Here is a 26090-nt window from a genome sequence, read left to right on the forward strand (position 1 = left end):
CATCTTTATTTTTCCCGCAAATTATACGAATTTTCACGGATGATTGTGGATCTCCATTTCTTCATGCTATCCAAATAATAACAAAAGCACCGCCAAGGCAGTGCTTTTATTGTATTGTAATGATTTTAAAGAGCCAGAACTCTTACATCAATTCTTCTGTTTTTTGCTTTACACTCATCGGTGTCATTGGCTTCGCAAACCGGATGCTGTGATCCGTAACCTTCAGCTTCTACTCTGTCTGCAGCAACACCAAGTTCAAGTAATTTAAGTTTTGCTGTTTGTGCTCTCAGATTTGATAATTTAAGATTACTATCTTCATTACCGCTGTTGTCTGTGTATCCGCCTAATTTTATTTTCAAATCTGGATAAGCATTTAAGATTTCAGCTAAAGTATTCAGCTGGAGTTCATAGCCTGCTTTCAAATCGCTTGAGCCCGTTTCAAAATAAAGGTTTTCAATGGTGTACCATTTATTAGGATCTAAAGCTGATTTATCTTTTTGTTTCACCACATTATAAAGTTGGTAAAGCTGACTTCCATCTCCTATAGCAATTGTTTTTCCTCCCTCTAGTTTTACTTTCTGAGCATTTCCTGTTTCATATACAAAATCTCCGTTTTCATTAAGATGCCCTTTAATTTCTCCCGGAGCTACGGCAATTATTTTGGTATCAGCACTTACACCTGTTGAAGTACTGGTAATCCCTGTAAGACTTTCAATCTTTGCTTTTCTGTTGGCTTCAATTTTATCCTTGTGCAATACTGCTAAAGTAGGTGCAATAACCAAAGAAACAATAGACATTAATTTGATCAGAATATTCATGGAAGGTCCGGAAGTATCTTTAAATGGATCTCCAACCGTATCTCCTGTTACAGATGCTTTATGGGGTTCTGAACCCTTATAATAGGTCTGTCCATTGATATCCACTCCTTTTTCAAATGATTTTTTAGCATTATCCCAGGCACCTCCTGCATTATTCTGGAACATTCCCATCAAAACACCACACACTGTAGCACCAGCAAGGAATCCTCCCAATACTTCAGGCCCGAAAATAAATCCGATCAAGAGTGGTGAGATGATTGCGATAGCCCCTGGCAGCATCATTTTTCTGATGGAGGCATCTGTGGAAATAGCAACACATTTTTCATATTCAGGTTGTGCTTTTCCTTCTAAGATTCCGGGAATTTCACGGAACTGTCTTCTTACTTCTTCTACCATGGCCATAGCAGCCTGTCCAACAGCAGTGATTGCCAGTGATGAAAAGATAAACGGAATCATTCCGCCAACAAATAGCCCAGCCAGAACATCTGCCCTGTAAATATCAATTCCGTCAATTCCTGCAATTCCAACAAAAGCTGCAAATAAAGCTAATGCCGTCAATGCTGCTGAAGCAATGGCAAATCCTTTTCCGGTAGCGGCAGTTGTATTTCCCACAGCATCCAGGATATCTGTTTTTTCACGTACCTCTTTGGGAAGTTCACTCATTTCGGCAATACCGCCGGCATTATCTGCAATAGGTCCAAAGGCATCAATCGCCAGCTGCATCGCTGTAGTAGCCATCATTCCTGCTGCGGCAATGGCAACACCATAAAGTCCGGCACATAGATAAGATCCATAGATTCCGCCTGCCAGCACAATAATCGGAAGTAAGGTAGATTCCATACCAACGGAAAGTCCTCCGATAATGTTTGTCGCATGGCCTGTAGAAGACTGTCTCACAATACTGGAAACCGGTCTTTTACCCATTGCAGTATAATATTCTGTTATGATACTCATTAAAGTTCCCACAACCAATCCTACCATGATGGCTCCGAATACTCCCATTTTAGTAAACTCATGGCCTCTTAGAACCATTTTTTCAGGAAGGATATAGGTTACCAGGAAGTAGGATGAAATGGCTGTAATAACAATACTACCCCAGTTTCCAAGGTTTAACGCATTTTGTACACTGGAAGTAGATGAACCTTCATTATCATTAATTTTCACAAATAAAGTTCCGATCATTGAAAATATAATTCCTGTTCCTGCAATCAGCATCGGTAAAAGGATTGGAGCAAAACCTCCGAAAGCGTCATCAGAAACAGTTTCTCTACCTAACACCATGGTTGCCAGAACTGTTGCAACATAAGACCCGAAAAGATCGGCTCCCATTCCTGCTACATCCCCTACGTTATCACCTACATTATCTGCAATCGTTGCAGGATTTCGGGGATCATCTTCAGGAATACCTGCCTCAACTTTCCCAACAAGGTCAGCACCTACGTCTGCTGCTTTTGTATAAATACCACCTCCTACTCTTGCAAAAAGCGCTATGGATTCTGCCCCTAAAGAAAATCCTGTAAGAATTTCAATGGTCTTTTCCATTTCGTGAGAATCTACTGTGGCATCAGGTGCAAAAATTTGTTTAATGATTAGAAACAATGCTCCTAAGCCTAAAACAGCGAGTCCGGCAACTCCCATTCCCATAACAGAACCTCCTGTAAAAGATACTTTAAGCGCTTTCGACAGTGAAGTTCTTGCGGCTTCTGCCGTCCTGACATTGGCTTTGGTAGCAATTTTCATCCCGATAAAACCTGCTAATGCGGAAAATACCGCTCCTACAGCAAAGGCAATACCGATACTCCAATGTGAATTGGCATTGCTTGATCCCATTACGGCAAGTAAAATAGCGACCACCACCACGAAGTACATTAAGATTTTATATTCAGCCTTTAGAAAAGCCATTGCACCGTCTGCAATATGACCGCTGATTATTTTCATTTTTTCATTTCCGGCATTCTGTTTATTGACCCAGTTGCTCTGAAGAAATGTATAAAGCAAAGCTATGACACCAAAAATTGGCACTAACATAAATAGATCCATAGTTTATTATTTTATATTAAAAAATTGAGATTAGTCTTATAAATATAATGAAATTATAAACACATAATAAAATTCACTAATAATAATCTATTATTTTGTAAATTTGTTTCTCACCATGATTTGAATTAATTATTTATGAAAAGGATACTATATACTCTTTTTTTATCTGCAGGCATAAGCAGCTGTCATCATAAGATTCCACAAGAAAAAGCTGAGATACTCTATTTTGGAGGTCCTATTATAACAATGGAGGATTCTTCTCCCCAGGTTGAAGCTGTAGCAGTTAAAGATGGTAAAATACTTTTTGCCGGAACAAAATCGGATGCGGAGCGTTTTTCAGAACCAGCCACCAAAATGATTAATCTCAATGGAAAAACTCTTCTTCCCGGGTTTATAGATGTTCATGGGCATCTTACTTCAAGAGCCGGAACTATGGATGCTGTAGATCTCTCTCCTGAACCTTATGGTACCGTGAATTCAATTAAAGATCTTCAGATTGCCATCAAAAATTACATTAAAGACCATAAAATTCCAGACAGCCAACCTATTATTGGAAATGGTTATGATGATGCTATCATGATAGAACACCGCCATCCTACCAATACAGAACTGGATGCAATCAGCAAGACCAATCCTATTATTGTTATTCATGCCTCAGGTCATGCCAGCGTAGCAAACAGTACAATGCTACAACTTCTGGGAATAACAGAAGCATCAAAAGATCCTGAAGGAGGACACATCGGCAGGGATAAAAAAACAGGAAAACTGAATGGGAAATTAGAAGAAAACGCGAGTTTCACTGCTTTATTGACTTTAACGGAAAAAATGAATAAAGGTAAAGACACCCAGACTCATGCAATGGAAAATCTGATGAAAGCCCAGGATGAATGGCTCAGCTATGGACAGACTACTATTTGTGATGGAAGAACTATGGGAGAAAGCGTTGCTCTGTTAGAAAAAGCAGCGTCTCAACATCTTTTTAAAGCCGATGTCGTTTACTTTCCCGACTATGAATATTTCAAAAAGGATTTCAGTCGCTTCAAACCAAAGTATATGAAATATGAAAATCGCTTGAAACTGGCCGGGTTCAAATTTTCTGATGATGGTTCTCCACAAGGAAAAACAGCCTGGCTAACTCAGCCTTATTTAGTTCCACCTGAAGGCCAGTCTAAAGACTACAAAGGATTTCCAATCTTTACGGATGAAACGTTATATAACGATCTGAAAACACTTTTCCAAAATCATATAACCGCACAGCTTCATGTAAATGGAGATGCTGCAATAGATCAGGCTATACGCGTTATTAAAAGGTTAAAAAATGAAAACATTTACAAACCGGAATTGCGAGCAACATTAATTCATGTACAAAACAGCCGTCCTGATCACATTCAAAAGATAAAAGAATTAGGTGTAATTCCTTCTTACTTTTCTACTCATGCGTATTTATGGGGAGATTGGCACTATTCGAGTGTTTTTGGACCTGAAAGAGCTGCTTTTATAAGTCCGGCCAACTCAGCATTAAAAGCAGGAATTACGTTTACCATCCATCATGATTCTCCGGTTACCCCACCCGATTTGATTACCGCTGTCTATGCTGCGGTGAACAGAAAGACAAGGTCAGGAATGATTTTAGGACCCAATGAAAGAATCACTCCTCTTGAAGCCCTGAAAGCTATTACCATCAACGGAGCTTATCAACTGCAGGAAGAAAACAGAAAAGGTTCTATTAAAGCAGATAAAATAGCTGACTTTGTCATTCTGGATCAGAATCCTTTAACGATAGATCCTGAAAATCTTAGAAACATCAAAGTTCTTGAAACCATAAAAGAAGGAAATTCCGTATACAAAAGGAACTAAGTCTTTTGAGACAGAATAAAATATTCACAAAGAAAAAGCAGATGAAGATTCATCTGCTTTTTTGTATGTTTTGGGAAGGAATTCTTATCCTCCGAATTTATCTGCGTAGTCTGTCTGAGAAGCTTTAATCACTTTTCTTGCATGCTCAGCTCCGTAAACCTCCTGAATTCTACATTTTGCAGGCTCATCCGGTAGGTTTTTATACGTAAGGAAATAGTGCATTAATCTTCTTACTTCAGCTTCCGGTAATTCAGCAATATCTCTGAAGTGTCCAAAAGCATGGTCATTGATCATTACTGCAACAATTTTATCATCAGCTTCTCCTCCGTCGATCATTTTGAAACCTCCGATTGGAATAGCTTCCATCAATAAACCTCCAGCATGGATATTGTGAGAACTTAAAACACAAATATCAAGAGGGTCATGATCTCCCATTGTAACATCCGTAGCTCCTGACTCTACAGCAAGTCTCATCACTTCTTTATCACAGTATGTTCTTGGAACAAAACCATATAAAGCAGGGATAATGTTAGAAAATTTCTGTGGCCTGTCTACCTTTAAATATCCTGTTTCTTTATCTACTTCATATTTAATAGTATCTGAAGGAACAATTTCCACAAATACGTTTACAACATTTGGCGCATCTTCTCCTGCAGAAATTCCGTGCCATGGATGTGCTTTAAAATTTGGAATCATTATTTATCTGTTATTTTTTAAGTTATTATTAAAATTTCTTTTCTTAAATCTTCTATTGTTTCCACAATATAATCGTTGCCTTCCATATAGTTCATGATGAAAATCGTCTTGAATTCATCCAGCTGAACCTCTCCTTTCAATCCGTCATAAGTTTTGTGAAGCAGTTCTATGATGGCGTTTTTAGAGTCAACGATGTTCTTCCATGAATTTTTTGTGATGTATAACTGCTGTGAAGAGTTATATTCAAATTCTTCATTAATTGTTTTTTCAGTAAGGAAAATAAACTCATGAACGGCTAATTCTCTATCAAATCTCTGAATAAGGTTTGATGGCTTCATTCTGTCCAGAAACAAAGTCATTCTTTCGTAAGAATGTGCTTTATTCTCTGAATTTGATTTCACGGTGAGTAATTTGATTTCCTGGTTTTTAAGGGTAATGTACGAGTGTACAAATTGTCTGAGCAAAACCAGAAAAGGAATTGCAATAATCAATGCAAATGCATACGGTAGATATCCTGAGAGACTCGTCATAATTTTAGACTGCAAAATTACTAATTATTTTCCGTCTTCTAAAGAGTTTTTAAAGATATCCACTTTAGAATTTTGTATATAAACTAATGCCAATATAATTATAAGGTAAAAGCCCAGCATCATCCTGTTTGCTAAAGACGGGAAAACCAGGAATCTCATCATAACAGTTCCATAAATAATTGCAAAAAATAAGACCTGAGCCTGTTTTTTTTTATTATAAAATGAAAAATTATTTGCCAGAATAATGATTATAAAAATCAACAGAACCGGAAAATAGGAAGCGTTGAACTCCAGCATCATTTTACTTTTAATAAAATGAATATAATCTGAAAAGATAAACGGATCAGGCTGTGACACAGGATAAATCTGAACTTTAATAAACTGATTCATAAAAAGTGCAGACCATGAAACCTGGTTAAAAGCCTGTATTAAAAAGAAGGAAAGAAACAGATATCCGTACGATATCAATAATGGAGCTGTTTTGACCTGAAGCCTGTTTCTATAAAGATAAATAAGGACATACAGGAAAGAATAAAAAATAAAATACTCCGGTCTTGTCAGAATGCACAGCATAGCAAAGATACCTGCAAGAAATAAATTTCTTCTAAATAAAAATACATAGAAGCTCAAAAGCAGCAATAGGCATGATAAAGAATCTGCAGAGACATGTCTGGCTGCCTCCGGAAAAGGTTTGAACAGTGAAATTAAAATCGTAATGATAAAAGCAAGAGGATAATTTTTCAGAATTTTAATCAAAAAACTAAAAATCAGGATAAGAATCAGAGCGTAAGAAATCACTGAAATTAAAGAGTTGGAAGCAGATGCACTAAAACCCAATTTAAAAAATGACCAATTGATGAAGTTATAAAAAGGTTTCACTACAAAAAGCTGTAATTCTTCTTCATAAGCTTTAGGATTTTGTGACAATATCTTATAATAAGTACTTTCGCCTTTCGCCACTTCTTCCACCATTGGATTTACAGGTCCTAATCCGGCAAAATCAGGATTCTTTTCCCGCAACTCATCATATACTTTCTGATGAATTTCCTCAATTTTCATATCGGGAAATTCTGTTTTATAAATCAACCCCATATAAGCTTCCATATCCGTATTGTAATAATGGTTGGTATATAGGTAGTATGACATAAGGCATACATAGATTGAAAATATAAAAACAAGAATATTTTCCCTTTTTTTCATACGTTGATATTATAAGTATACAAATGTAAAAAAACTATCATTTAAACTTATATTCTTATGAAAAGCTTTTATAATAAAGGATAATCTGTATTAAAGTTCAAAAAGCGCCGGCCTTTGGGTTACTTCATGATAGCACACACTATTTTCGTCAAAGAAATGATATACAAGACTTTTTCTCGTTCTGTTTTTATCAGTATGAGGCTCTCCTCCATGAAGAATATTGGCATGCCAGATTAATAAATCTCCTTTTTTTGCTTTAAAGATTTCTTTTTTCAATCCCAGTTCTTTTACTTTATCTTCAAGGAATGTTTCATAAGCTCTGTAGCTTTTCTTACCGATTTTCCAGTCTGTACCTTCATTATCGTAATCAGAATTCAGGAAATAAGGCAATTTATGACTCTTGGGAATGTAATGAAGAGCACCATTGGTTTCATCCACATCTTCCAGGGCAATCCAAACTCCCAGCAATCCTCCCAAAGGATAAGTCGTCATGTGTATACTGTCAGAATGGGTTTTCTGCTGGCTTCCGTTGATGAAGTTGATACTTTGGAAAAGTTTAGATTTCCCATCCAGTAAAACAGATAAAAAGTCTAGCAATTCTTTGTCACTTCCGATATTTTTAATGATTTCCGAATGATGAATAGCAAACATCAGTTTTCCTCCGTAAATAAACTTCAGTGTACCATCCTCCATCAGCTTATCAATTTCAGTATTGATTTGATCTGCCGTTTCCGGAGTCAGGTAGTTTCTCAGAATCATATAACCATTGCCATCATATTGCAGAGCACTTTCTTTATTCTCTTCCGTCAGCTTCTTAAAAAATGGAGTTTCTGTCAGTTTTGCATAATCTACTCCTCTATTGTTAGTGGGAAGATGAGCAAAGTCTTTGCTCGAAATACTTGAAAAATAATTCTTATTAATACCGTATTTCTTATACAGTGGGATATTATGTTTTAACTTATTCTTTTTAAACAAGTTATAAAGCATATATGATAGTTTGTACTGACGAATCTGTTGTAACATAACTGTTTTACTAAAGATTTTATAAAGTTACGCAATATTACTTAATTAGAACCAATCTAAACAATGCTTTTCATCATAAAAATGATTTCCCTCTCATGATGAGATATCCTAATTTTTTAAAAAGGTTCTTTTTAGAATTTTCAATAATTCCATAAGGTCTCAATTCCGGGCGGAAGCCTCTGAAAAACTCTTCAATATTGGGCAATTCACCTCCTTCGAAATCAAAAATATGAGTTTCTATATTTTCTTTAATGATATGGTCAATCAATACGGATGCTCCCGATAATTTAACATACTCTTTATCATTAAAATTACCTAAAAGTGCTACCATATTGCTGTCTGAATATATTGCAATCACATTAACAATTTTATGCTGATAATAAAAAGCAGTGAAATTCAGGTAATTCAGCTTGTGAAAACTTTCAAAAATCCTCATGAATTCATGCAGGTCGTTGTCTTTGCTCAGCCCTATCGTATTGGCTTCTATAAAAGTTTTTGCTTTGTCAAAAGAAATGGTTTTGATTTCTGATTCTTTTAAAACTTCTTCATCTAAACGGAGCTTTCTTTTTCTTTTGGGAGAATAGTTATTGCGTACTTTCTCATAAGGTGCAGGATATAATAAAAAGTTCTTCTTGATTCTGATCTTTGTACGAAGCCGGTTTACATCATTAAATGGATAGGCTCTGATCATATAATTCTTTTCCAGATATTCTAAAAAAGCCTCATTAAGGTTTACATCGTCTTTAGCGGAAAAAACACCGAGCTGCTGGCACAGTTTCGGGTTGTGAACAATTTTCATCCCATATTTTTTCACAAAAGGGACGGGCATCACAGCCTCATAATCTTTATAAACCAGAATTTCCCACGGCATTGTCGAAGTTGTATCTAAAAAATCTTTTGTAGCAGAATATTTTCTTTGTTCAGAGTTTTCTAAACATTGAGCATATTTTACAAAATCAATTTCATGGTATTTTAATCTTCTAATCATAGTAATCCGGCGTCAGAGAAACTAAAATAGGTATCCTGCGTGACAATAATATGGTCCAGAAGCTGGATACTTAATGTGTTTCCTGCTTCTTTTATTTTTTGTGTAATATTGATATCTTCCCGGCTTGGCTTTAAGCTGCCGGAAGGATGATTGTGGGCAATGATAATGCCTGTTGAGAAATGCTCTAGTGCTGTTTTATACAGAATTCTGACATCTACGATAGACTGACTGATTCCTCCTTGTGTAAGCTGTGAGACATGAATCACTTTATTACTGTTGTTAAGGAAAATAGCCCAGAACTCTTCTGTTCTTAAGTCAGAAAGCTGGTTTTGAAGAATAAGATAAGCATCGTTACTGTTACCTATCACAGTTTTTTCAGGAATTTCCTGCAGTGATCTTCTTTTCCCGATTTCTAAAGCTGAAATGATAGAAATAGCTTTTGTAACTCCAATTCCTTTGAATTTCATCAGATCTTTTACGGAAAGCAAGCTCAGCTGATGCCAGCTATTATCTACAGAGTTTAAGATTTTTCTTGCCAGCTCTATGACATTTTCATCTTTATTTCCACTTCCCATGATAATGGCTAACAGTTCAGAATCAGAAAGTGAGTTTTTGCCTTTCTGCAAAAACTTTTCTCTGGGTCTGTCATCTTCTGCAAGAAATTTTATAGCCATGGAAAAGAGATTATGAATTAATAAAATGCGTACAGGATCACCGGCTTTGTCGATTGATCAACATATTTCGCTGTTTCTTTAAAAGCATTCACCGAAAGCATCGGACATCCCAAGCTTAAACAGGCCGGAGTCTTGGATTCCACATCTGGAATACATCCGTAGGAATGAAGGACAATTGCCCTTTGCATAGCATTGCTGTTGGTAGAATCAAGACCTTTTAAACGGTAAGCTTTACCAAATTTCCCCATATAGCTTTCTCCTATGGCATATTTTCCCAGAGACGATTGATAAGACCCTTCAATATTACTGAATTTTAAAGCAGCTGACTTTGGAATGACAGAACCTGAACCATGAGATACAATGGCCTGTTGTACTATTGTATTATTTTTCAGGTTATAGATGAAGTAACGGTATTTCCCGGAAGGGAGTTTAAAGTTGATAAAAACAGCCAGTTCCTGATTATACTCTTTTCCTTTGATATACTCTTTAATCTCTGAAATCTTTGCCTGAGGCACATTCAGTGAATTCAACTGCTGGGATTCAGCTTTTGAACAGGAAATTAAAATTATAAAAAGAAAAATAAAGTGTTTCATCATCTGGCATTGTAAGCTTTTATTCTATGATCATTCCGTCTTTCATGATGAGCTTGCGGTCTGTAATTTCTGCAAGATTAGGGTTGTGGGTTACAATTACAAATGTCTGGTTGTATTTATCTCTCAGATCAAAAAATAGCCTGTGAAGATCATCCGCGTTCTTGGAATCCAGGTTTCCTGTAGGCTCATCCGCAAAAATAATTTTGGGTGAATTGATTAAAGCCCTTGCTACAGCTACCCTTTGTGCTTCTCCTCCTGAAAGCTGGTTGGGTTTATGATTCAGCCTTTGTTCTATCTTCAAATCTTCAAACAAAGCATATGCTTTTTCAAGCGCTTCTCTTTCATTAGCTCCGGCTATTTTTGTTGGAAGCAATACATTTTCCAGCGCTGTAAACTCCGGAAGAAGCTGATGAAACTGAAATACAAAACCGATATTCTGATTTCTGAACTTTGAAAGTTGTTTGTCATTCATATTAATAAATGATTCTCCTGCTATCTCAATTTCAGTATCATATTTGTTTGATTGGCTCGGATGATCCAGCGTTCCTAAAATCTGCAGCAATGTCGATTTACCTGCTCCTGATTCTCCCACAATAGAAACCACTTCGCCCATTTTGATGTGAATATCAACTCCTTTCAGTACTTCTAAATTCCCATAAGATTTATGGATATTTCTTGCTTTAATCATGATTCAAAAATAGTAATTTGATTTTGAAATTCCATCAAAAAATGCGGTGATAATTTTTAATTCTCAAATTGGTATCATGATCAAAATCTTCTAATAATTTCGAAAGACCATTATATTTTAATGAATTTTATAAAATTTGTTCCTGATGATTATGAGAAACGGACATTGATAGTATAAATTCAATCCCGTAGCTTTCGTATTTATTTTATACTTATAAGATTTATGAAACATCACAGATTTTTTTCATACTATGGACATTGCCATTACAAAACGAAAAAACCTCCCAATTTGGGAGGTTTTAATATTTTCAATTCAGAAAATTACAGTAACAATGTTAATGGACTTTCTAAATATGTTCTTAATGTTTGTAGGAATTGAGCACCTGTAGCGCCGTCTACCACTCTGTGGTCACATGCCAATGAAAGTTTCATTGTGTTTCCAACTACGATCTGACCATCTTTTACGATTGGTTTCTCAATAATTGCTCCTACTGAAAGGATAGCAGAGTTTGGCTGATTGATAATACTTGTAAAGGTTTCGATTCCGAACATTCCCAAGTTAGAAATAGAGAATGTAGATCCTTCCATTTCGTTAGCTTTAAGACCTTTACTCTTAGCTCTTGAAGCCATATCTTTTACAGATGCAGAAATCTGAGTATATGTCATCTGATCTGTATTTTTCAATACTGGAACTACCAATCCGTCTGGAATAGCTACTGCTACACCAATATTGATATTTCCTCTGTGGATGATCTTATCGCCTGCCCAGCTTGAATTCACCTGAGGGTGTTTTCTTAAAGCAATTGCAGTCGCTTTAATAATCATATCATTGAAAGAGATCTTGGTATCAGGTAAAGAATTGATTTCTTTTCTTGCTTCAATTGCTTTATCCATGTTGATCTCAACCATCAGATAGTAATGAGGAGCAGAGAATTTACTTTCAGAAAGACGTTTTGCAATAATATTTCTTACCTGAGAGTTTGGAGTCTCTGTATCTTCACCCTGCACGAAGCTTAATGCAACCGGAGCAGCACTTGCTGTTGGAGCTGAAGCAGCAGGTTTCGCAGCCGGCTGATAGTTTTCAATATCTTTTTTAACGATTCTTCCGTTTTCACCAGATCCCTGAACACTGTGGATATCAACTCCTTTATCCTGAGCCATTTTCTTAGCCAGTGGAGAGATTGCTACTCTGTCAGAAGATGAAGAGTCTGCAGCAGGAGCCGCTTTTTCTTCTGTTTTAACTTCTGCCTTTTGTTCAGCTGGTTTTTCAGTTGATGCAGCTGCAGCTTTCGGAGCTCCTACAGCGGAAACATCTGTTCCTGCAGGGCCAATGATTGCTAATACTGAATCAACCGGAGCAGCACCACCTTCTTCTACACCTTGCTTCAATAATACTCCATTGAATTCAGATTCAAAATCCTGTACCGCTTTATCTGTTTCGATCTCAGCAAGAAGATCTCCTTCTTTTACTGTATCTCCTACATTTTTGTGCCATTTAGCTACTTTACCTTCTGTCATTGTATCAGAAAGTCTTGGCATTGTAATAACTTCTACTCCAGCCGGAATCTCTGTTGCAGCAGGTGCAGCAGTTTCTGCTTTAGGCTGTTCTTCTGATTTTTTTTCTTCAGTTCCTGCAGCGGGAGCAGCAGCTCCACCTGTCAATCCTGAAATATCTTCTCCTTCATTCCCGATAATAGCCAAAACAGAGTCTACAGCAGCAGCACCTCCTTCTTCTACGCCAACGTATAAAAGGGTACCTTCTATTTCAGATTCAAAATCCTGAACGGCTTTGTCAGTTTCAATTTCCGCTAAAATATCTCCTTCTTTTACTTTATCTCCTACTTTTTTATGCCATTTTGCCACTTTACCTTCCGTCATAGTGTCGGATAGGCGGGGCATCGTAATTACTTCTGCCATAATCTATATTGATTTGAGATTCGAGATTTGAGATTTGAGATTTCAGAAATTTCAAACTTCAAATTTCAAATTAATTTTTTATTTTTTAGTTTTCTAATTTGTCAAGGAATGGATAATTTTCCTGAGCATATACATACTCATAGATCTTTTCTGCTTCTGGATATGGAGAGTTTTCCATAAATTCAATACACTCCTCAACGAAGTCTCTTGATTTATTATCCATAGTTTCCAATTCAGCTTCCGTAGCCCATCCGTTTTCTAAAATCCTGTGTTTTACAAGCTCGATTGGATCATCATTTTTATGAATAGCCACTTCTTCTTTAGATCTGTATGGCTCAGCATCAGACATAGAGTGTCCTCTGTAACGGTATGTTCTTGCTTCAATGAATGTAGGTCCGTCTCCTCTTCTTGCTCTTTCAATAGCCTCATAAGCAGCTTCAGCTACTTTTACAGGATCCATTGCATCTACAGCAAGACAAGGCATTTCGTATCCTAATCCTAATTTATAGATATCTTCGTGGTTGGCAGTTCTTTTTACAGAAGTTCCCATCGCATATTGGTTGTTTTCTACCACAAATACTACAGGAAGTTTCCAGTTCATTGCCATGTTGAATGTCTCATGTAAAGAACCTTGTCTTGCAGCTCCGTCTCCAAAGAAACAGATGTTCACTGCTTTTCTGTCGAAATATTTATCTGCAAAAGCAATACCTGCTCCCAAAGGAATTTGTCCTCCAACGATACCGTGTCCTCCGTAAAAACGGTGTTCTTTACTGAAAATGTGCATAGATCCACCCATACCTCCGGATGTACCTGTAGCTTTACCGCAAAGTTCAGCCATGATTCTTTTAGGATCTACTCCCATCGCCATTGGATGGATGTGGCATCTGTAAGCAGTAATCATACTATCCTTTGTCAAATCCATCGCGTGCGTGAATCCTGCAGGGATAGCTTCCTGACCGTTATACAAATGTAAAAATCCTCTGATCTTTTGTTTTAGGTAAAGAGAACGGCATTTGTCTTCAAACCTTCTCCACATTGTCATATCTTCATACCACTTCAGGTATACCTCTTTAGAAAATTCTTTCATGTGTTAGCTCTTGCTTTTTTATGATGAAATAGTTGAGCAAAATTATGAAAAAAACTTCGTTTTTATTCTATACATAGATAACTTTTCGTTTTTTCTGTAAAATCTATTTGCAGGCCGAATGGATTATTCTTAATTTTCGACCCTTCGAAAGACTCATAAAGTTACATTTTATCTTATATTTTCTAAACTCGATATATCAGGAATCAGCCTGTTTATATGGTTTTTCTGAAACAATACATTATTCGGAGATATCAGAATTCGGTACTTTTTATAATCCTATTTCTTTCCTCTTTAATTATTGTTAATATATCTTTTGGTTATTTCAAGAGCTTCTTTTCCGGAGAAAAATCTGTAAGTTTCAGGGTTCTGTCTTCAATTTCATTAACGAAATTACCATATTGTTTTGCTGTTCTGGCTTTAATCTCCTTCCATTCTTTATCTGCCATAAATCCATCCCACGCTGTTTTCATTGTTTCTTCGTTTTTCCACTCAAGCAGGTAAACAAATTCTGTTTTTTCCCTGAATTCCGATTCCCATATCGATACAATAGTAAAACCATATTTCTTCATTATTCTAAGCGCATGATCCCTGAAACGATCCAGAAAGACCTGCCTGTTTTTTTTGGGAATTTCATAAATTCTTAACTGATGTACAGGAGTTGGCAGTCAGAAGTATTTTCCTGAGAAATCTTTTGTCCAAAGGTAAAATAACCTGTAATGATAAAAAGGAATGTGAATAAATGTTTCATGATACATGATATTAAGATTAAAACGGATCAATTAAAGGTATATATTTTCGGCAAAATTTAATATTAATTTAAAATAACTAAAAAAACACTTTATCACAAACAGCTGATATTGAATTGTTTTCACATGACCCGCCGTATTCCCCTCCTCTCCTTTTCGTTTGTTTTTTGAGGTTATAATGGTATATTTGGTTTTTAAACTTGATTATGGAAGAAAAGCAATCTTCATTACTACACAAAATTTCAAAAGTCATCTCTGATTTTTTCAATCCTCTGGTCTCTCTGATCATTTTCTTCATCTATATGAGCATCAGGGAATACACCCTTAAAGATTCTATGATGTACTTCATTCCCATATTAGCAATGATTATTATTCCGGTTGTCATTTGGCTGGTATGGAATGTGAAAACAGGAAGATATACCAATATGGATGTCTCCAACCGGGTTCAAAGAAAAACACTGTACATATTTATTGCTGTATGTGTGATTGCTTATCTTCTTTTCCATTACATCAGAAACGGATCAGTCGATCTTGTCATGCTGTTTATTTTAATTCTTCTTTTTGCCTTACAGATCAGCAATCTTTTCATCAAAAGTTCGATGCATACGGCATTTAATATATTTGTAGCAGCCTTATTTTTTAGTCTCGACTGGAAAATGGGTCTTCTATGGCTGGGAATTGCAGCTTTGGTCGGAATTACCCGTGTTATTTTAAAAAGACATACCGTAAAAGAAGTATTTATGGGAGCTGGAATAGCTTTTATGGTATCTTTTATCTATCTTTATTGCAATATTCAATTTCAACATTAGAATACTCTATGAAAATAAATCATCTTACTGCCGCAGAAGAAAACTTTATGAAGCTGTTTTGGAAAATGGAATCTTTCTATCTGAAGGACGTTATGGAGCAGCATCCGGAACCTAAACCACACCAGAATACGGTTTCCACTTATTTGAAAATACTGGTTGAGAAAGGCTATCTATCCACCGTAAAAGAAGGAAGAATTTTCAAATACACAGTACTTGTTCCACTGGAAGGATATAAAAAATTTCTATTGAAAGAACTTTCGCATAACTTTTTCAATAACTCAGGGAAGGAAATTCTGGAGCTTTTATTAAGCGAAAAATTAATTTCTCAGGAAGACATGAAAGGTCATTTTGATCTGAAAATCGAAATAAAACCAGCAAAAATTGAAGAACCAAAGTTTGAAATTGCTGAAGAAATCTTAAGTCCTAAAAAAGAGAAGAAAGCCAAAGGAAAAGAGAAAGAAAAGGAGAAGGAGAAGGACAAAAAGAAAAAGAAGAAAAAAGATTAATCTTAATCTCAAAAAAACACCAAATCATGAAAACAAAATTCCAGGAAACATTAAGCCGGGCTAATGAAGTCATTTTCCGCTATCCTATGGTTCTGACAGTGGCTTTATTAGCTTCAATCGGAGCCATCTGCATTGCTGAAACAGAGCTTGAAGAAGTTACAACGTATATTAAATTCACGATTTGTGCCTGCCTCGGAATTTCACTGATGTTTGCTCTGAAAATGGCATCACAGAGAGTCGGAAAAGAATTACTATTACAATTATGTGGTGTTGCTTTTCTCATTGGGTTCTATTGTATCCTGCCCGATAAAAAGAATAATTTCACCGAGGTCTATGCTTATATCATTGCAGTTACGGCTCTTCTCTCCCATTTATTGGTTTCGTTTGTTCCGTTTCTTGAAAAAGACAGAGAACTCAGATTCTGGCAATACAACAAAAATCTTTTTATCAATTTCTTTCTTACTCTTGTATTTACAGGGGTTTTGACCGGCGGAGTTGAATTAGCTATTCTAGCCGTTGATAAACTTTTTGATTTTCATTTCCATCACAGGATTTATACAGATACATTTTTCGTTCTGGCTATTTTTGGGAGTAGTTTTATTTTCCTTTTGTTTAATGACAAAGGTTTGAATAATCTTGAAAAAGATGGGACATACCCTGTTGTTTTAAAGTTTTTCACCCAGTTTATCTTAATCCCGCTGCTTCTTATTTATGTAGCAATTCTTTATTTTTACTCTTTTAAGATCCTGATCAACTGGCAGCTTCCAAGAGGCTGGGTTTCTTATCTTGTTCTGGCCTACAGCATTGTTGGAATCCTGGCGTTGCTTCTGGTGCATCCGTTAAAAGAAGAAAACGCAAAATCATGGGTTAAGGTATTTTCAAAAGCATTTTATTATACCATTGTTCCTTTGATCATCCTTCTTTTCACAGCTATTTTTACAAGAATTCTGGAATATGGCTATACAGAACCGAGATATTTCGTTTTCCTTCTCGCTCTTTGGCTGCTCAGCATTGTTGTTTACTTTATTTTTAGCAGAAAGGCAACCATAAAGTTTATTCCGGTCAGCTTATTTTTATTTGGAGCTTTTGCTTTAATATTTCCTTATCTCAATGCTTTCAGTGTTGCCAAGAGAAGCCAGAAAGCAGAACTGATGAATATTTTAAATCAAAATCAGTTAATCAGTGCCGGTAAAATTAATTTCAATAAAAAAGTTACAGATACAGTCCGTAATGAAATTGCCAATAAATTCCAATTTCTGGCAGAGAGAAAACAAAGTGAGTTTTTATCAGATCTCCTGAATCAGAAAGATCAGGCTGAATTATCAGACAATATTGAAAAGGGCACATTTTATAGCATTAATTATACTATTCAAAATAAATTTTCAGATGTAAATATCACCGTTAAAAATAGGCCTTATGAACTGAACAGAATTGTTCTCGTTCCTGAAAAGCAAATTATAGGAATCGAAAACTATCAATACTTACTTTCTTTCCACCGTTACAGCAGAGATCCCCAAAAACTGAATGAAGATCAGTTTGAACTTATCGATCAGCTGACTGATAAATCTTCGTTGAGATTGAGATTAAATTCTAAAGAAGAAGTAGATTTCGGACCACAGATCATTCAACTGTTTGAAAAAAACAAAAATAAAAACGGCACCGTAAAAGTCCCTGATATAGCAATGGAGTCTGATTTAGGCAAATACCATGTCAAGCTTATTTTCAGTGAAATTACAAAAGAAAAATATTCTGATAATGAACTTGCCAGCATTTATTACGAGAATGTTTACATCCTGATAAGATTAAAATAAAGATCAAAAAAAGACTGCCGCAAGGACAGTCTTTTTTTATTTTATATAAAAAACGGTTATCTATTGGTTCCGGAGCTCCATAGTGGAGAATTTCTTCCGTAGATCACAAGGTTTCCATCATTTTGTACTGTAAGCTTTGTAGCTCCTCTGTTCTCTGTATTTGAACTCCAAACGGCTCTGTTATAAGAATCATATACTACAAGATTTCCGTCACCTTGAAATTCAGCTTTGCTTCCTCTATTATCAGTTGCCGTAGCCCAGATAGCATTCCCGTTTCTATTAGCCAAAACAAGGTTACCATCATCCTGAAATACCAGATAATAGCGTCCGTCTGAAGAATACAGTTTTGCATCCTTACGGAATCTGTAACCTGTTGATACATAATCTTTGCTGCCGTAACGGTCACGATTACCCCAGCCATTATTATTCCTGATGCCACCTTTAGATGCCCACACAGGGTTAGACCCATTATAAATAACAAGATTTCCATCATCCTGAACGGATAATTTGTTAGCTCCTTTACCATCAGTATTTGAACTGAAAGCAACTCCGTTTCCACGTGAATATACTACCAGATTACCATCTTCCTGAAAAATTGCTCTTACGCCTCTGTTGGTAGTTTTTGATTCCCATGCAGGTGCACCGGATCTGTTATAAAAAACCAAGTTTCCATCATTCTGAAAGATCAGATAATACTCATTATTATCTGCCCAGTATTTTTTGTCCTGTCTTAATGTCTGTCCTGCATAAATGCTTTGTGCATTGATTAATAATCCGCCAAACACCATCATTAATGCTAATAAATGTTTTTTCATTATAATTACTTTTTGATTGATTTATAATTTTCTAAAATTATGCCAAAACACTTCAATATTTCAATACAAAACTCTAATCAAATGATTTACTGGAAATTAAATTGCATAAAAAAAGCGGCTTAAAAGCCGCTTCATATTTTTACCAACGATTTCCGCCGCCTCCGCCACGGTTGTTGTTACCACCACCATAGCCTCCGCCACGGTTGTTGTTACCACCACCATAACCTCCGCCACGGTTGTTGTCGAAGCTTCTTCTTGGTTTTTCTTCTCTAGGCTTAGCCTCAGATACGTTTAGAGCTTTTCCGTTGAATTCTTTTTGATTAAGAGCTTCAATAGCCTGCTGTCCTTCTTCATCACCCATCTCTACGAAACCGAAACCTCTAGAACGACCAGTTTCTCTGTCTGTAACGATTTTAGCTGATGATACATCACCAAATTCTGCGAATAGATCGTGCAACTCATACTCTTTAGTTGCGTAATTGATGTTTGAAACAAAAATGTTCATTTTGAATAAATTAAAAAATTAATAAAAATTTGGTATATAAAAGAAAAACAACATAAATTAATGAACAAATATTGATTCCAAATATAAACGTATGCAAGATACAATTAAAAATTTCAAATCAAAGCTTTTTTTTAATATTTCTCACATTATGTTGAATCTCTAAAACCAAAAACAGTCTAAACACAATAAAACACACTGATTTACAGTTGGTTATATCTGTAAATTCATTATTATAAAATTAGTTAATTTTTTCTAAATAAAAAAGATATTTAACATCTATAACTTTGATAATCCATAAGATAGTATCTGATTTATAGGATTTCCTACTATATGAATTTAATAAAATATCAATTAAAAGCCAGAAAATGAAACAGCACACTACTAATTATGTCAACACCCTTATTGAAGTAGCCGAAGATTGCCCTGTTTCCCAGGCTCAGATTCCCATTGAGAAAAAAGAAAAAACAATTGCCAGTATTCAATACGAGAAACTGATAAAGCATCCTTATCAATATTCATCGGATGATATTATTTTTGAGTGTTATGTCATTAAAAATGATATTTCAGAACACGAAAAACAGAAAGAAAGAGAAAAATTCTTTTCCAAAGGCCAGCCATGTCTCCGCTGCTCTCCCCTGGCGAAGAAATATGGATTGGGATTCCATCATAATTCAGAAGGGAAAGTTGCCATGATTCCCGTAGAAAGTAAAGAATATCAAACATTATTGAATGACTCTTCCATTACAAAAACAAAAGCAATGCGTTCCAAACGAAAATGATTGAGAAAATGAATCAGTATTTTCAGATCAATAAATATGATTCTTTTGAAAACATCAGCTTTTAACACTAAATTTGTGCTGCAAATTATTAAAGATATGAACTACCATACAAGAAAATGGGTAAAACCCGAAGACTTAAATCCTAATCACTCACTTTTCGGAGGAAGACTCCTTCAATGGATCGATGAAGAAGCGGCATTATATGCTATTATCCAATTGGAAAATACAAAGGTGGTGACCAAATTTATTTCAGAAATTAATTTTGTAAGTTCTGCCAAGCAGGGTGACATTATAGAAATAGGGATTGAGGCAACTCATTTCGGATCATCTTCTGTTACTTTAAGATGTGATGTAAGAAATAAAATGACCCACCAAACCATTATTACGGTAGAAAAAATCGTAATGGTAAATCTGGATGCGGAAGGCAACCCTTCTCCTCATGGCAAAACCCAGATTGAATTCGTAAAAGACAGGTTAAACAACGGTCTATGAAAATTTTTATAAAAAACATGGTCTGCAACAGGTGCATTGCGGCAGTAGAAAACATCTTCCATAATGCAGGTGTAAAAACAAGTGCCGTTTTATTAGGTGAAGCAGAAACTGAAGCTGATGTTTCTCCTGAAAAAATGCAGGCCATAGAAAAAGAGCTGCTTGATACAGGCTTTGAAAGAATCATGGATTCTGCACATCAGGTTGTTGAAAAAATCAAAAACCTGATCATTATAAAGATCAGCGACCTTGATATTGCTGAAGACTTTCTGCTTTCAGAATTTTTAAGTTCAAAACTTCATAAGGATTACAGTTCACTTTCAAAAACATTTTCACAAAACGAAAATATCACCTTAGAACAGTTCTTTATTCTTCAGAAAATTGAAAAGGTAAAAGAACTTCTTCTCTATAATGAATTCAATCTTACTGAAATTGCCGGAAAACTTGGCTATAAAAGTGTCCAGCACCTTTCTTCCCAATTCAGGAATACAACCGGATTTACCCCTACTGAATTCAAAAAACTTAAAGAACACAACCGCAAAGCACTTGATAATCTATAAAGTAAGAGTGTTTGTGAGTTTGTGAGTGAAGGATTTAAATATTCCTATCTTTCTTACAAATTCTCATACTCTCACACCCTCATACTCTCAAACACTAAACCCTCATCTTATTCTCGCCTAATTTTATAACTATTATCCTTAAATTTATAACAACCTTAGACTTCCATTTTGGAAATTTGTAGTATAAATTTAAGAATCATGGAACAACAGTATAAAATACTCGGAATGACCTGTTCCGGCTGCCAGAAAAAGATTTCAAATCAACTGAACAGTGTTGAGGGTGTTCAAGCCGATGTCAATCTGGAAAACAATACCGCAACAATTACTTCCGATCATGGAGTACAACTTTCAGTTTTAAATGATGCTTTGGCAGAAATAGGAAAGTACAGACTTGAAGACCCGAATAACCCTGAGAAAACCTTTGTAAAACCTCAGGACCGTGTATCTCCGTCTTCAGTATACTATTGTCCAATGGAATGTGAAGGCGATAAAGTATATTTCAAACAAGGTGAAAGATGTCCTGTCTGCAAGATGTATCTGGTACCTATTGAAGAGAAATTAGCCAAAGACCCCAATCATAAGCCCACCTTTTCGGCAACCAACCTTCCCGTAAACTTTAAAGACAATATCGGAAAACACTATTGTCCAATGTTTTGCGAAGGAGATAAAGTGTATGATGAAAAAGGAGATTGCCCTGTCTGCCATATGCATTTAGAGCCGATCACTGAAGGGCTTGTTCAAAAAGGAAGTTCACACCAGCATCATTCTCATTCCCACGCTCACCATCATGATTACCACAGCCATAATCACCAAGCACCTAAAGTAACTGATGAAATGGCAGGCAGATATTACTGTCCGATGTATTGTGAAGGAGATAAAACCTATGATTCCAACGTTGGATGTCCTGTCTGTGGTATGGACCTGGTAAAGTATCCTGAAAAGAAAACCGCAAAATACACATGTCCTATGCATCCGGAAATCATCCGTGACGAACCTGGAGACTGCCCGATCTGTGGAATGGATCTCGTAAGAATGCCGGACAGCGGTGAGGATGAAGAGGATGAAACATATAATATATTAAAGAAAAAATTCATTACTTCATTGGCATTTACCATTCCGGTTTTCATTCTGTCAATGGGTGGCATGTTTATCAATTTTCCTTTTTCTCACAAGATTCAGGGATTTATTGAACTTGCTTTAACTCTTCCGGTGATGTTTTATTCCGGATGGTTCCTATTGAAAAGAGGCTGGGTTTCTTTCAAAACCTGGAATCTCAACATGTTCAGCCTTATTGCGTTGGGTGTGGCTGCCGCATTTATTTTCAGTATTGTAGCTTTAATATTTCCGGACATTATTCCACATGAAATTCGTGGACACAATCATGAAATCCCGTTGTATTTTGAAGCTGTCTGTGTGATTTTAACCCTTGTTATTTTAGGCCAGTTAATGGAAGCTGCTGCTCATAAAAAAACAGGTAACGCTATCAAAGAACTGATGAATCTTTCACCGGACGAAGCCAACCTTATGGTAAACGGTGAAGAAAAGAAAGTGCTGCTTTCACAGGTGAAAATTGGAGATTTATTAAAAGTAAAACCGGGAGAAAAAATTCCTGTAGACGGAAAGATTACCGAGGGAAATTCTATCGTAGACGAAAGTATGATCACAGGTGAACCTATTCCTGTTGAAAAGAATGTAGATGATAAAGTGTCTTCGGGAACGATAAATGGTAATCAGGTATTTATAATGAAGGCTGAAAAAGTAGGTGACGAAACCCTGCTTTCACAAATCATTAAAATGGTGAATGAAGCCAGCCGAAGCAAAGCGCCAATCCAGAAGCTTACTGACAAAGTTTCAAAAGTTTTTGTTCCAGTAGTAATTCTTATTGCTGTACTTACTTTTATCCTGTGGCAGTTTTTCGGTCCGGAAGGAAAAAGAACTTTATTTGCTTTCGTTAACGCTGTTGCTGTTTTGATTGTAGCATGTCCTTGTGCCCTGGGGCTGGCAACTCCTATGTCCCTAATGGTAGGAATCGGGAAAGGTGCCAAAAACGGAATCCTGATCAAAAATGCTGAAGCTCTTGAACAAATGAATAAAGTAAATGTTCTGATCACAGATAAAACAGGAACTTTAACGGAAGGAAAACCTTCTGTAGAATATATTGAAACAACAACCGGAGATCAGCATCAGATTTTAAAACTGGCCTTTTCTTTGAATCAAAACTCAGAACATCCGCTTTCCAACGCTGTCATAAAAAGAGCAAAAGAAGAAAATATAACTTCTGAAAAAGTGGATCAGTTTGAAAACATTTCAGGAAAAGGAGTAAAAGGAAATATCAACGGAAAAACAGCTTATTTAGGAAACGAAAGTCTGTTAACCTCACATCAGATCGCCATTCCGGAAAGTTTAAAGCAAAAAGCTTTGGAAGTACAGTCAAAAGCACATACCATTTCTTATATTGCACAGGATCAGCAGGTGCTAGGGTTCATCAGTTTTACTGATAAGATAAAGGAAAGCTCCAAAAAAGCAGTTAAGCAGCTGATGAGTGAAAGAATTGATGTGATTATGATGACCGGAGATAATGAGCATACAGCCAAAGCAGTAGCTGATGAGTTAGGAATCAAACATTTCAAAGCCAATTGTCTTCCTGAAGATAAACTGAATGAGGTAAAAAAACTGCAGCAGCAAGGCAAGATCGTTGCTATGACCGGAGATGGAATCAATGACTCCCCTGCCCTTGCCCAATCTAATGTAGGAATTGCCATGGGAACAGGAACGGATGTTGCGATTGAAAGTGCTGAGATTACCTTATTAAAAGGAGATATTCTGGGGGTTGCAAAAGCGAAATTATTAAGTGAAAAGCTTCTCAAAAACATCAAAGAAAACCTGTTCTTCGCGTTCATCTATAATGTACTGGGAGTTCCCGTTGCGGCAGGATTATTGTATCCATTCTTTGGAATTCTGCTATCACCGATGATTGCCGCTGCAGCAATGAGCTTCAGTTCCCTGTCTGTGATTCTGAATTCATTGAGACTAAACTCCGTGGATCTGGATATAAAATAACATTATGATAAAAGAAAATCTTTACATAGGATGCTCAGGATTTTATAATAACGACTGGAAAGGGTCTTTATATCCTGAAAATGCCCAAAGTAAAGATTTTCTTTCTTTATACTCAAAAACATTCAACTCGGTAGAAATTAATTCTACTTTTTATAGAAAACCGACTTCTAAGACCTTGTTGAAATGGTATGACGAAACACCGGATGATTTTAAATTTTTCATTAAAATTCCAAAAACTATTACCCATATCAATCGTCTTGAAAATTCAAAAGAAGAAATTGCACTCTTTTGCGAACACATTCAAAGTAATCTGAAAGATAAACTGGCAGGATTTCTTTATCAGTTTCCTCCTTCTTTTAAAAATACAGCAGAAAATACAGAACGGATCATCAAAAATATTGATCCTACATTTCTGAACGTTATTGAATTCCGACACATCTCATGGTGGCAAAAAGAGATATTCGATTTTTTAAAACAATATAATATCATCTTCTCAGGGGTAAGTTTTCCCGGTGATCTTCCTGAAGATTTTATTATTAATCATCCGGAGATCCTCTATTACAGACTTCACGGAAAACCTGTTCTTTACAAATCTGAATACAGTAAACCCTTTTTGGATGAACTTGCAGGGAAAATCAGAAACTCTCAGCAAACCGCTTTTATATTCTTTAATAATACCTGGGGTACATCAGCTATTACAAATTCTCTGTATTTAAAAAGCATCTTGGAATAAAACCAATGTATGACTCTGATTTTGTTAAAATTAAATAATTCCCCATCACATGAAGAATACTGAAACCTTAATAAAAATAGAGAAAAGCTATTGGTTTCGCATTTGTAAATGTTAAAATTTAAAGAAAACCAAATCATAACTTCACAATTCATCAAACAAAGGAAATATCCCTTAAAATAAAGTTATTAAAATAAACTTAAAAAGAAAAAAAACATGCACAGCATGGCATGTAATTTGTTAACTTTCAACTGTTATTTTTAACGATTTTTAACAAATTAAATTCCATTATTTTTATGAGAAAAATTTTTGCGGGAAAGTCAACAAATAAGACTTTTCTCGGGATGTTTGCATTGATGAGTGCAACTTCGGCTTTATTGTACAGCTGTAATTTTAAAAATGAAGTGAATAATGACCCCGTCGTCAGTTCACAGGAACATCCTTCCGCAGAAATAGTCCCTAAAATGGATGATGAAAGCGTAGATCCTGATAAAAGAGTGATCTACCTTACTTTTGATGATGGTCCTAATCAGGGAACCGAAAATCTTTTAAAAATCCTGGATAAAAGAAACGTTTGTGCAACTGCCTTTCTGGTAGGAAAACATGCCTATGGAAGCAAAAAACAAAAAGACGATTTACTCCTTCTGAAGCAAAATCCTCTTGTAGAATTAGCCAACCATAGCTTTAGCCATGCCCATAACAAATACACAGATTTTTATAAAAATGCTGAGTCTGTAGTACACGATTTTGATATCGCCAAAGACAGCTTAAAGCTTTCTGACAAAATAGCAAGAACTCCGGGAAGGAACATCTGGAGACTTAACAATATTAATGTAACTGATATCAAAAGCTCTACTGCAGCCGCTGATGGTCTTAAAAAAGCAGGTTACAAAGTAATCGGCTGGGATCTTGAATGGAGACCTTCCCAGAAAATGACTTTAAAAGGAAGCCATGAAGCGATGGTCAAGAAAGTTGACAGTATTTTCTTTAATGATCTTGAGAAAACATCAAGACATCTCGTTTTCCTGACTCATGATCAATATCTAAGAGATACAGATTCTATCAATGAGCTGGATCTGTTTATTGAAAAACTGCAGAAAAGCAACAAGTTTGTTTTCAGAAAGATTTCTCAATATCCTAAGATCAATGAAGTTTTGAATTAATTTTTCC

The 26090-nt window shown here is 35.9% G+C and carries 24 protein-coding genes; 10 read left to right on the forward strand and 14 right to left on the reverse strand.

Going from position 1 to position 26090, the window contains the following annotated elements:
• Window positions 1-125: 125 nt before the first annotated feature.
• On the reverse strand, window positions 126-2858 hold the full coding sequence (locus LC457_RS04860; RefSeq protein ID WP_223598866.1) for a sodium-translocating pyrophosphatase: 2733 nt from the start codon (window positions 2856-2858) through the stop codon (window positions 126-128).
• A 135-nt stretch (window positions 2859-2993) separates the two neighbouring features.
• On the opposite strand from LC457_RS04860, the gene LC457_RS04865 reads away from it, so the two are divergent.
• Entirely contained in the window at window positions 2994-4715 is a 1722-nt protein-coding gene (locus LC457_RS04865; RefSeq protein WP_223598867.1) for an amidohydrolase, read from the forward strand.
• 84 nt (window positions 4716-4799) lie between these two features.
• On the opposite strand, the gene LC457_RS04870 is transcribed toward LC457_RS04865, so the two are convergent.
• From LC457_RS04870 to LC457_RS04920, 11 genes are all read right to left on the reverse strand, one after another.
• A complete protein-coding gene (locus tag LC457_RS04870; RefSeq protein WP_089691215.1) occupies window positions 4800-5411 on the reverse strand; it encodes an inorganic pyrophosphatase in 612 nt (203 codons plus the stop codon).
• Window positions 5412-5428: 17 nt separating this feature from the next.
• Window positions 5429-5941, reverse strand: coding sequence for a hypothetical protein (locus LC457_RS04875; RefSeq protein WP_047375228.1), 513 nt, complete (start codon window positions 5939-5941; stop codon window positions 5429-5431).
• A gap of 24 nt (window positions 5942-5965) precedes the next feature.
• A complete protein-coding gene (locus LC457_RS04880; RefSeq protein WP_223598868.1) occupies window positions 5966-7141 on the reverse strand; it encodes a hypothetical protein in 1176 nt (391 codons plus the stop codon).
• Window positions 7142-7231: 90 nt separating this feature from the next.
• Window positions 7232-8164, reverse strand: a complete 933-nt coding sequence (locus LC457_RS04885) for a phytanoyl-CoA dioxygenase family protein (protein ID WP_223598869.1) — start codon at window positions 8162-8164, stop codon at window positions 7232-7234.
• Window positions 8165-8237: 73 nt separating this feature from the next.
• A complete protein-coding gene (locus LC457_RS04890) occupies window positions 8238-9152 on the reverse strand; it encodes a hypothetical protein (protein WP_223598870.1) in 915 nt (304 codons plus the stop codon).
• Window positions 9149-9826: a DNA repair protein RadC gene (radC, locus tag LC457_RS04895; RefSeq protein WP_223598871.1), complete on the reverse strand. Its 678-nt coding sequence runs from the start codon at window positions 9824-9826 to the stop codon at window positions 9149-9151. Before radC ends, LC457_RS04890 begins: the two co-directional genes overlap by 4 nt.
• A gap of 17 nt (window positions 9827-9843) precedes the next feature.
• A complete protein-coding gene (locus tag LC457_RS04900) occupies window positions 9844-10356 on the reverse strand; it encodes a murein L,D-transpeptidase catalytic domain-containing protein (protein ID WP_223598872.1) in 513 nt (170 codons plus the stop codon).
• 82 nt (window positions 10357-10438) lie between these two features.
• The gene (locus tag LC457_RS04905) at window positions 10439-11107 is read right to left on the reverse strand and encodes an ABC transporter ATP-binding protein (protein ID WP_149831785.1); all 669 of its coding nucleotides are present in this window, start codon (window positions 11105-11107) and stop codon (window positions 10439-10441) included.
• Window positions 11108-11427: 320 nt separating this feature from the next.
• On the reverse strand, window positions 11428-13023 hold the full coding sequence (locus LC457_RS04910) for a pyruvate dehydrogenase complex dihydrolipoamide acetyltransferase (protein WP_223598873.1): 1596 nt from the start codon (window positions 13021-13023) through the stop codon (window positions 11428-11430).
• 85 nt (window positions 13024-13108) lie between these two features.
• Window positions 13109-14110, reverse strand: a complete 1002-nt coding sequence (gene pdhA, locus LC457_RS04915; protein ID WP_223598874.1) for a pyruvate dehydrogenase (acetyl-transferring) E1 component subunit alpha — start codon at window positions 14108-14110, stop codon at window positions 13109-13111.
• Between the two features lie 317 nt (window positions 14111-14427).
• On the reverse strand, window positions 14428-14775 hold the full coding sequence (locus tag LC457_RS04920; RefSeq protein WP_223599155.1) for an NIPSNAP family protein: 348 nt from the start codon (window positions 14773-14775) through the stop codon (window positions 14428-14430).
• Between the two features lie 287 nt (window positions 14776-15062).
• On the opposite strand from LC457_RS04920, the gene LC457_RS04925 reads away from it, so the two are divergent.
• The 3 genes from LC457_RS04925 to LC457_RS04935 are packed head-to-tail and all read left to right on the forward strand — an operon-like array spanning window position 15063 to window position 17982.
• Window positions 15063-15665, forward strand: coding sequence for a phosphatase PAP2 family protein (locus LC457_RS04925; RefSeq protein WP_223598875.1), 603 nt, complete (start codon window positions 15063-15065; stop codon window positions 15663-15665).
• 8 nt (window positions 15666-15673) lie between these two features.
• Window positions 15674-16171 (forward strand): BlaI/MecI/CopY family transcriptional regulator, encoded by a 498-nt coding sequence (locus LC457_RS04930; protein WP_223598876.1) that lies wholly within the window; start codon window positions 15674-15676, stop codon window positions 16169-16171.
• 26 nt (window positions 16172-16197) lie between these two features.
• The gene (locus LC457_RS04935; RefSeq protein WP_223598877.1) at window positions 16198-17982 is read left to right on the forward strand and encodes a DUF4153 domain-containing protein; all 1785 of its coding nucleotides are present in this window, start codon (window positions 16198-16200) and stop codon (window positions 17980-17982) included.
• A 56-nt stretch (window positions 17983-18038) separates the two neighbouring features.
• On the opposite strand, the gene LC457_RS04940 is transcribed toward LC457_RS04935, so the two are convergent.
• Window positions 18039-18797: a hypothetical protein gene (locus LC457_RS04940; protein WP_223598878.1), complete on the reverse strand. Its 759-nt coding sequence runs from the start codon at window positions 18795-18797 to the stop codon at window positions 18039-18041.
• A gap of 139 nt (window positions 18798-18936) precedes the next feature.
• Window positions 18937-19302 carry an RNA-binding protein gene (locus tag LC457_RS04945; RefSeq protein WP_047384580.1) on the reverse strand — a complete coding sequence of 122 codons (366 nt, stop codon included), beginning with the start codon at window positions 19300-19302 and terminating at the stop codon, window positions 18937-18939.
• A 365-nt stretch (window positions 19303-19667) separates the two neighbouring features.
• On the opposite strand from LC457_RS04945, the gene LC457_RS04950 reads away from it, so the two are divergent.
• The 6 genes from LC457_RS04950 to LC457_RS04975 all read left to right on the forward strand — a co-directional run bounded on the left by LC457_RS04950 (window position 19668) and on the right by LC457_RS04975 (window position 26083).
• The gene (locus LC457_RS04950) at window positions 19668-20081 is read left to right on the forward strand and encodes a DUF6157 family protein (protein ID WP_223598879.1); all 414 of its coding nucleotides are present in this window, start codon (window positions 19668-19670) and stop codon (window positions 20079-20081) included.
• A 96-nt stretch (window positions 20082-20177) separates the two neighbouring features.
• The gene (locus tag LC457_RS04955) at window positions 20178-20573 is read left to right on the forward strand and encodes an acyl-CoA thioesterase (protein WP_047422729.1); all 396 of its coding nucleotides are present in this window, start codon (window positions 20178-20180) and stop codon (window positions 20571-20573) included.
• Complete coding sequence (locus tag LC457_RS04960) at window positions 20570-21130, forward strand: AraC family transcriptional regulator (protein WP_223598880.1); 561 nt, start codon at window positions 20570-20572, stop codon at window positions 21128-21130. The genes LC457_RS04955 and LC457_RS04960 overlap by 4 nt, the downstream gene beginning before the upstream one ends.
• 198 nt (window positions 21131-21328) lie before the next feature.
• On the forward strand, window positions 21329-24190 hold the full coding sequence (locus tag LC457_RS04965) for a heavy metal translocating P-type ATPase (protein WP_223598881.1): 2862 nt from the start codon (window positions 21329-21331) through the stop codon (window positions 24188-24190).
• A gap of 4 nt (window positions 24191-24194) precedes the next feature.
• The gene (locus tag LC457_RS04970; protein ID WP_223598882.1) at window positions 24195-24923 is read left to right on the forward strand and encodes a DUF72 domain-containing protein; all 729 of its coding nucleotides are present in this window, start codon (window positions 24195-24197) and stop codon (window positions 24921-24923) included.
• Between the two features lie 293 nt (window positions 24924-25216).
• Window positions 25217-26083, forward strand: coding sequence for a polysaccharide deacetylase family protein (locus LC457_RS04975; protein ID WP_223598883.1), 867 nt, complete (start codon window positions 25217-25219; stop codon window positions 26081-26083).
• The last annotated feature ends 7 nt before the right edge of the window (window positions 26084-26090 follow it).

The organism is Chryseobacterium sp. GVT01B, assembly GCF_019970045.1.
In the GTDB taxonomy this organism is placed as follows: domain Bacteria; phylum Bacteroidota; class Bacteroidia; order Flavobacteriales; family Weeksellaceae; genus Chryseobacterium.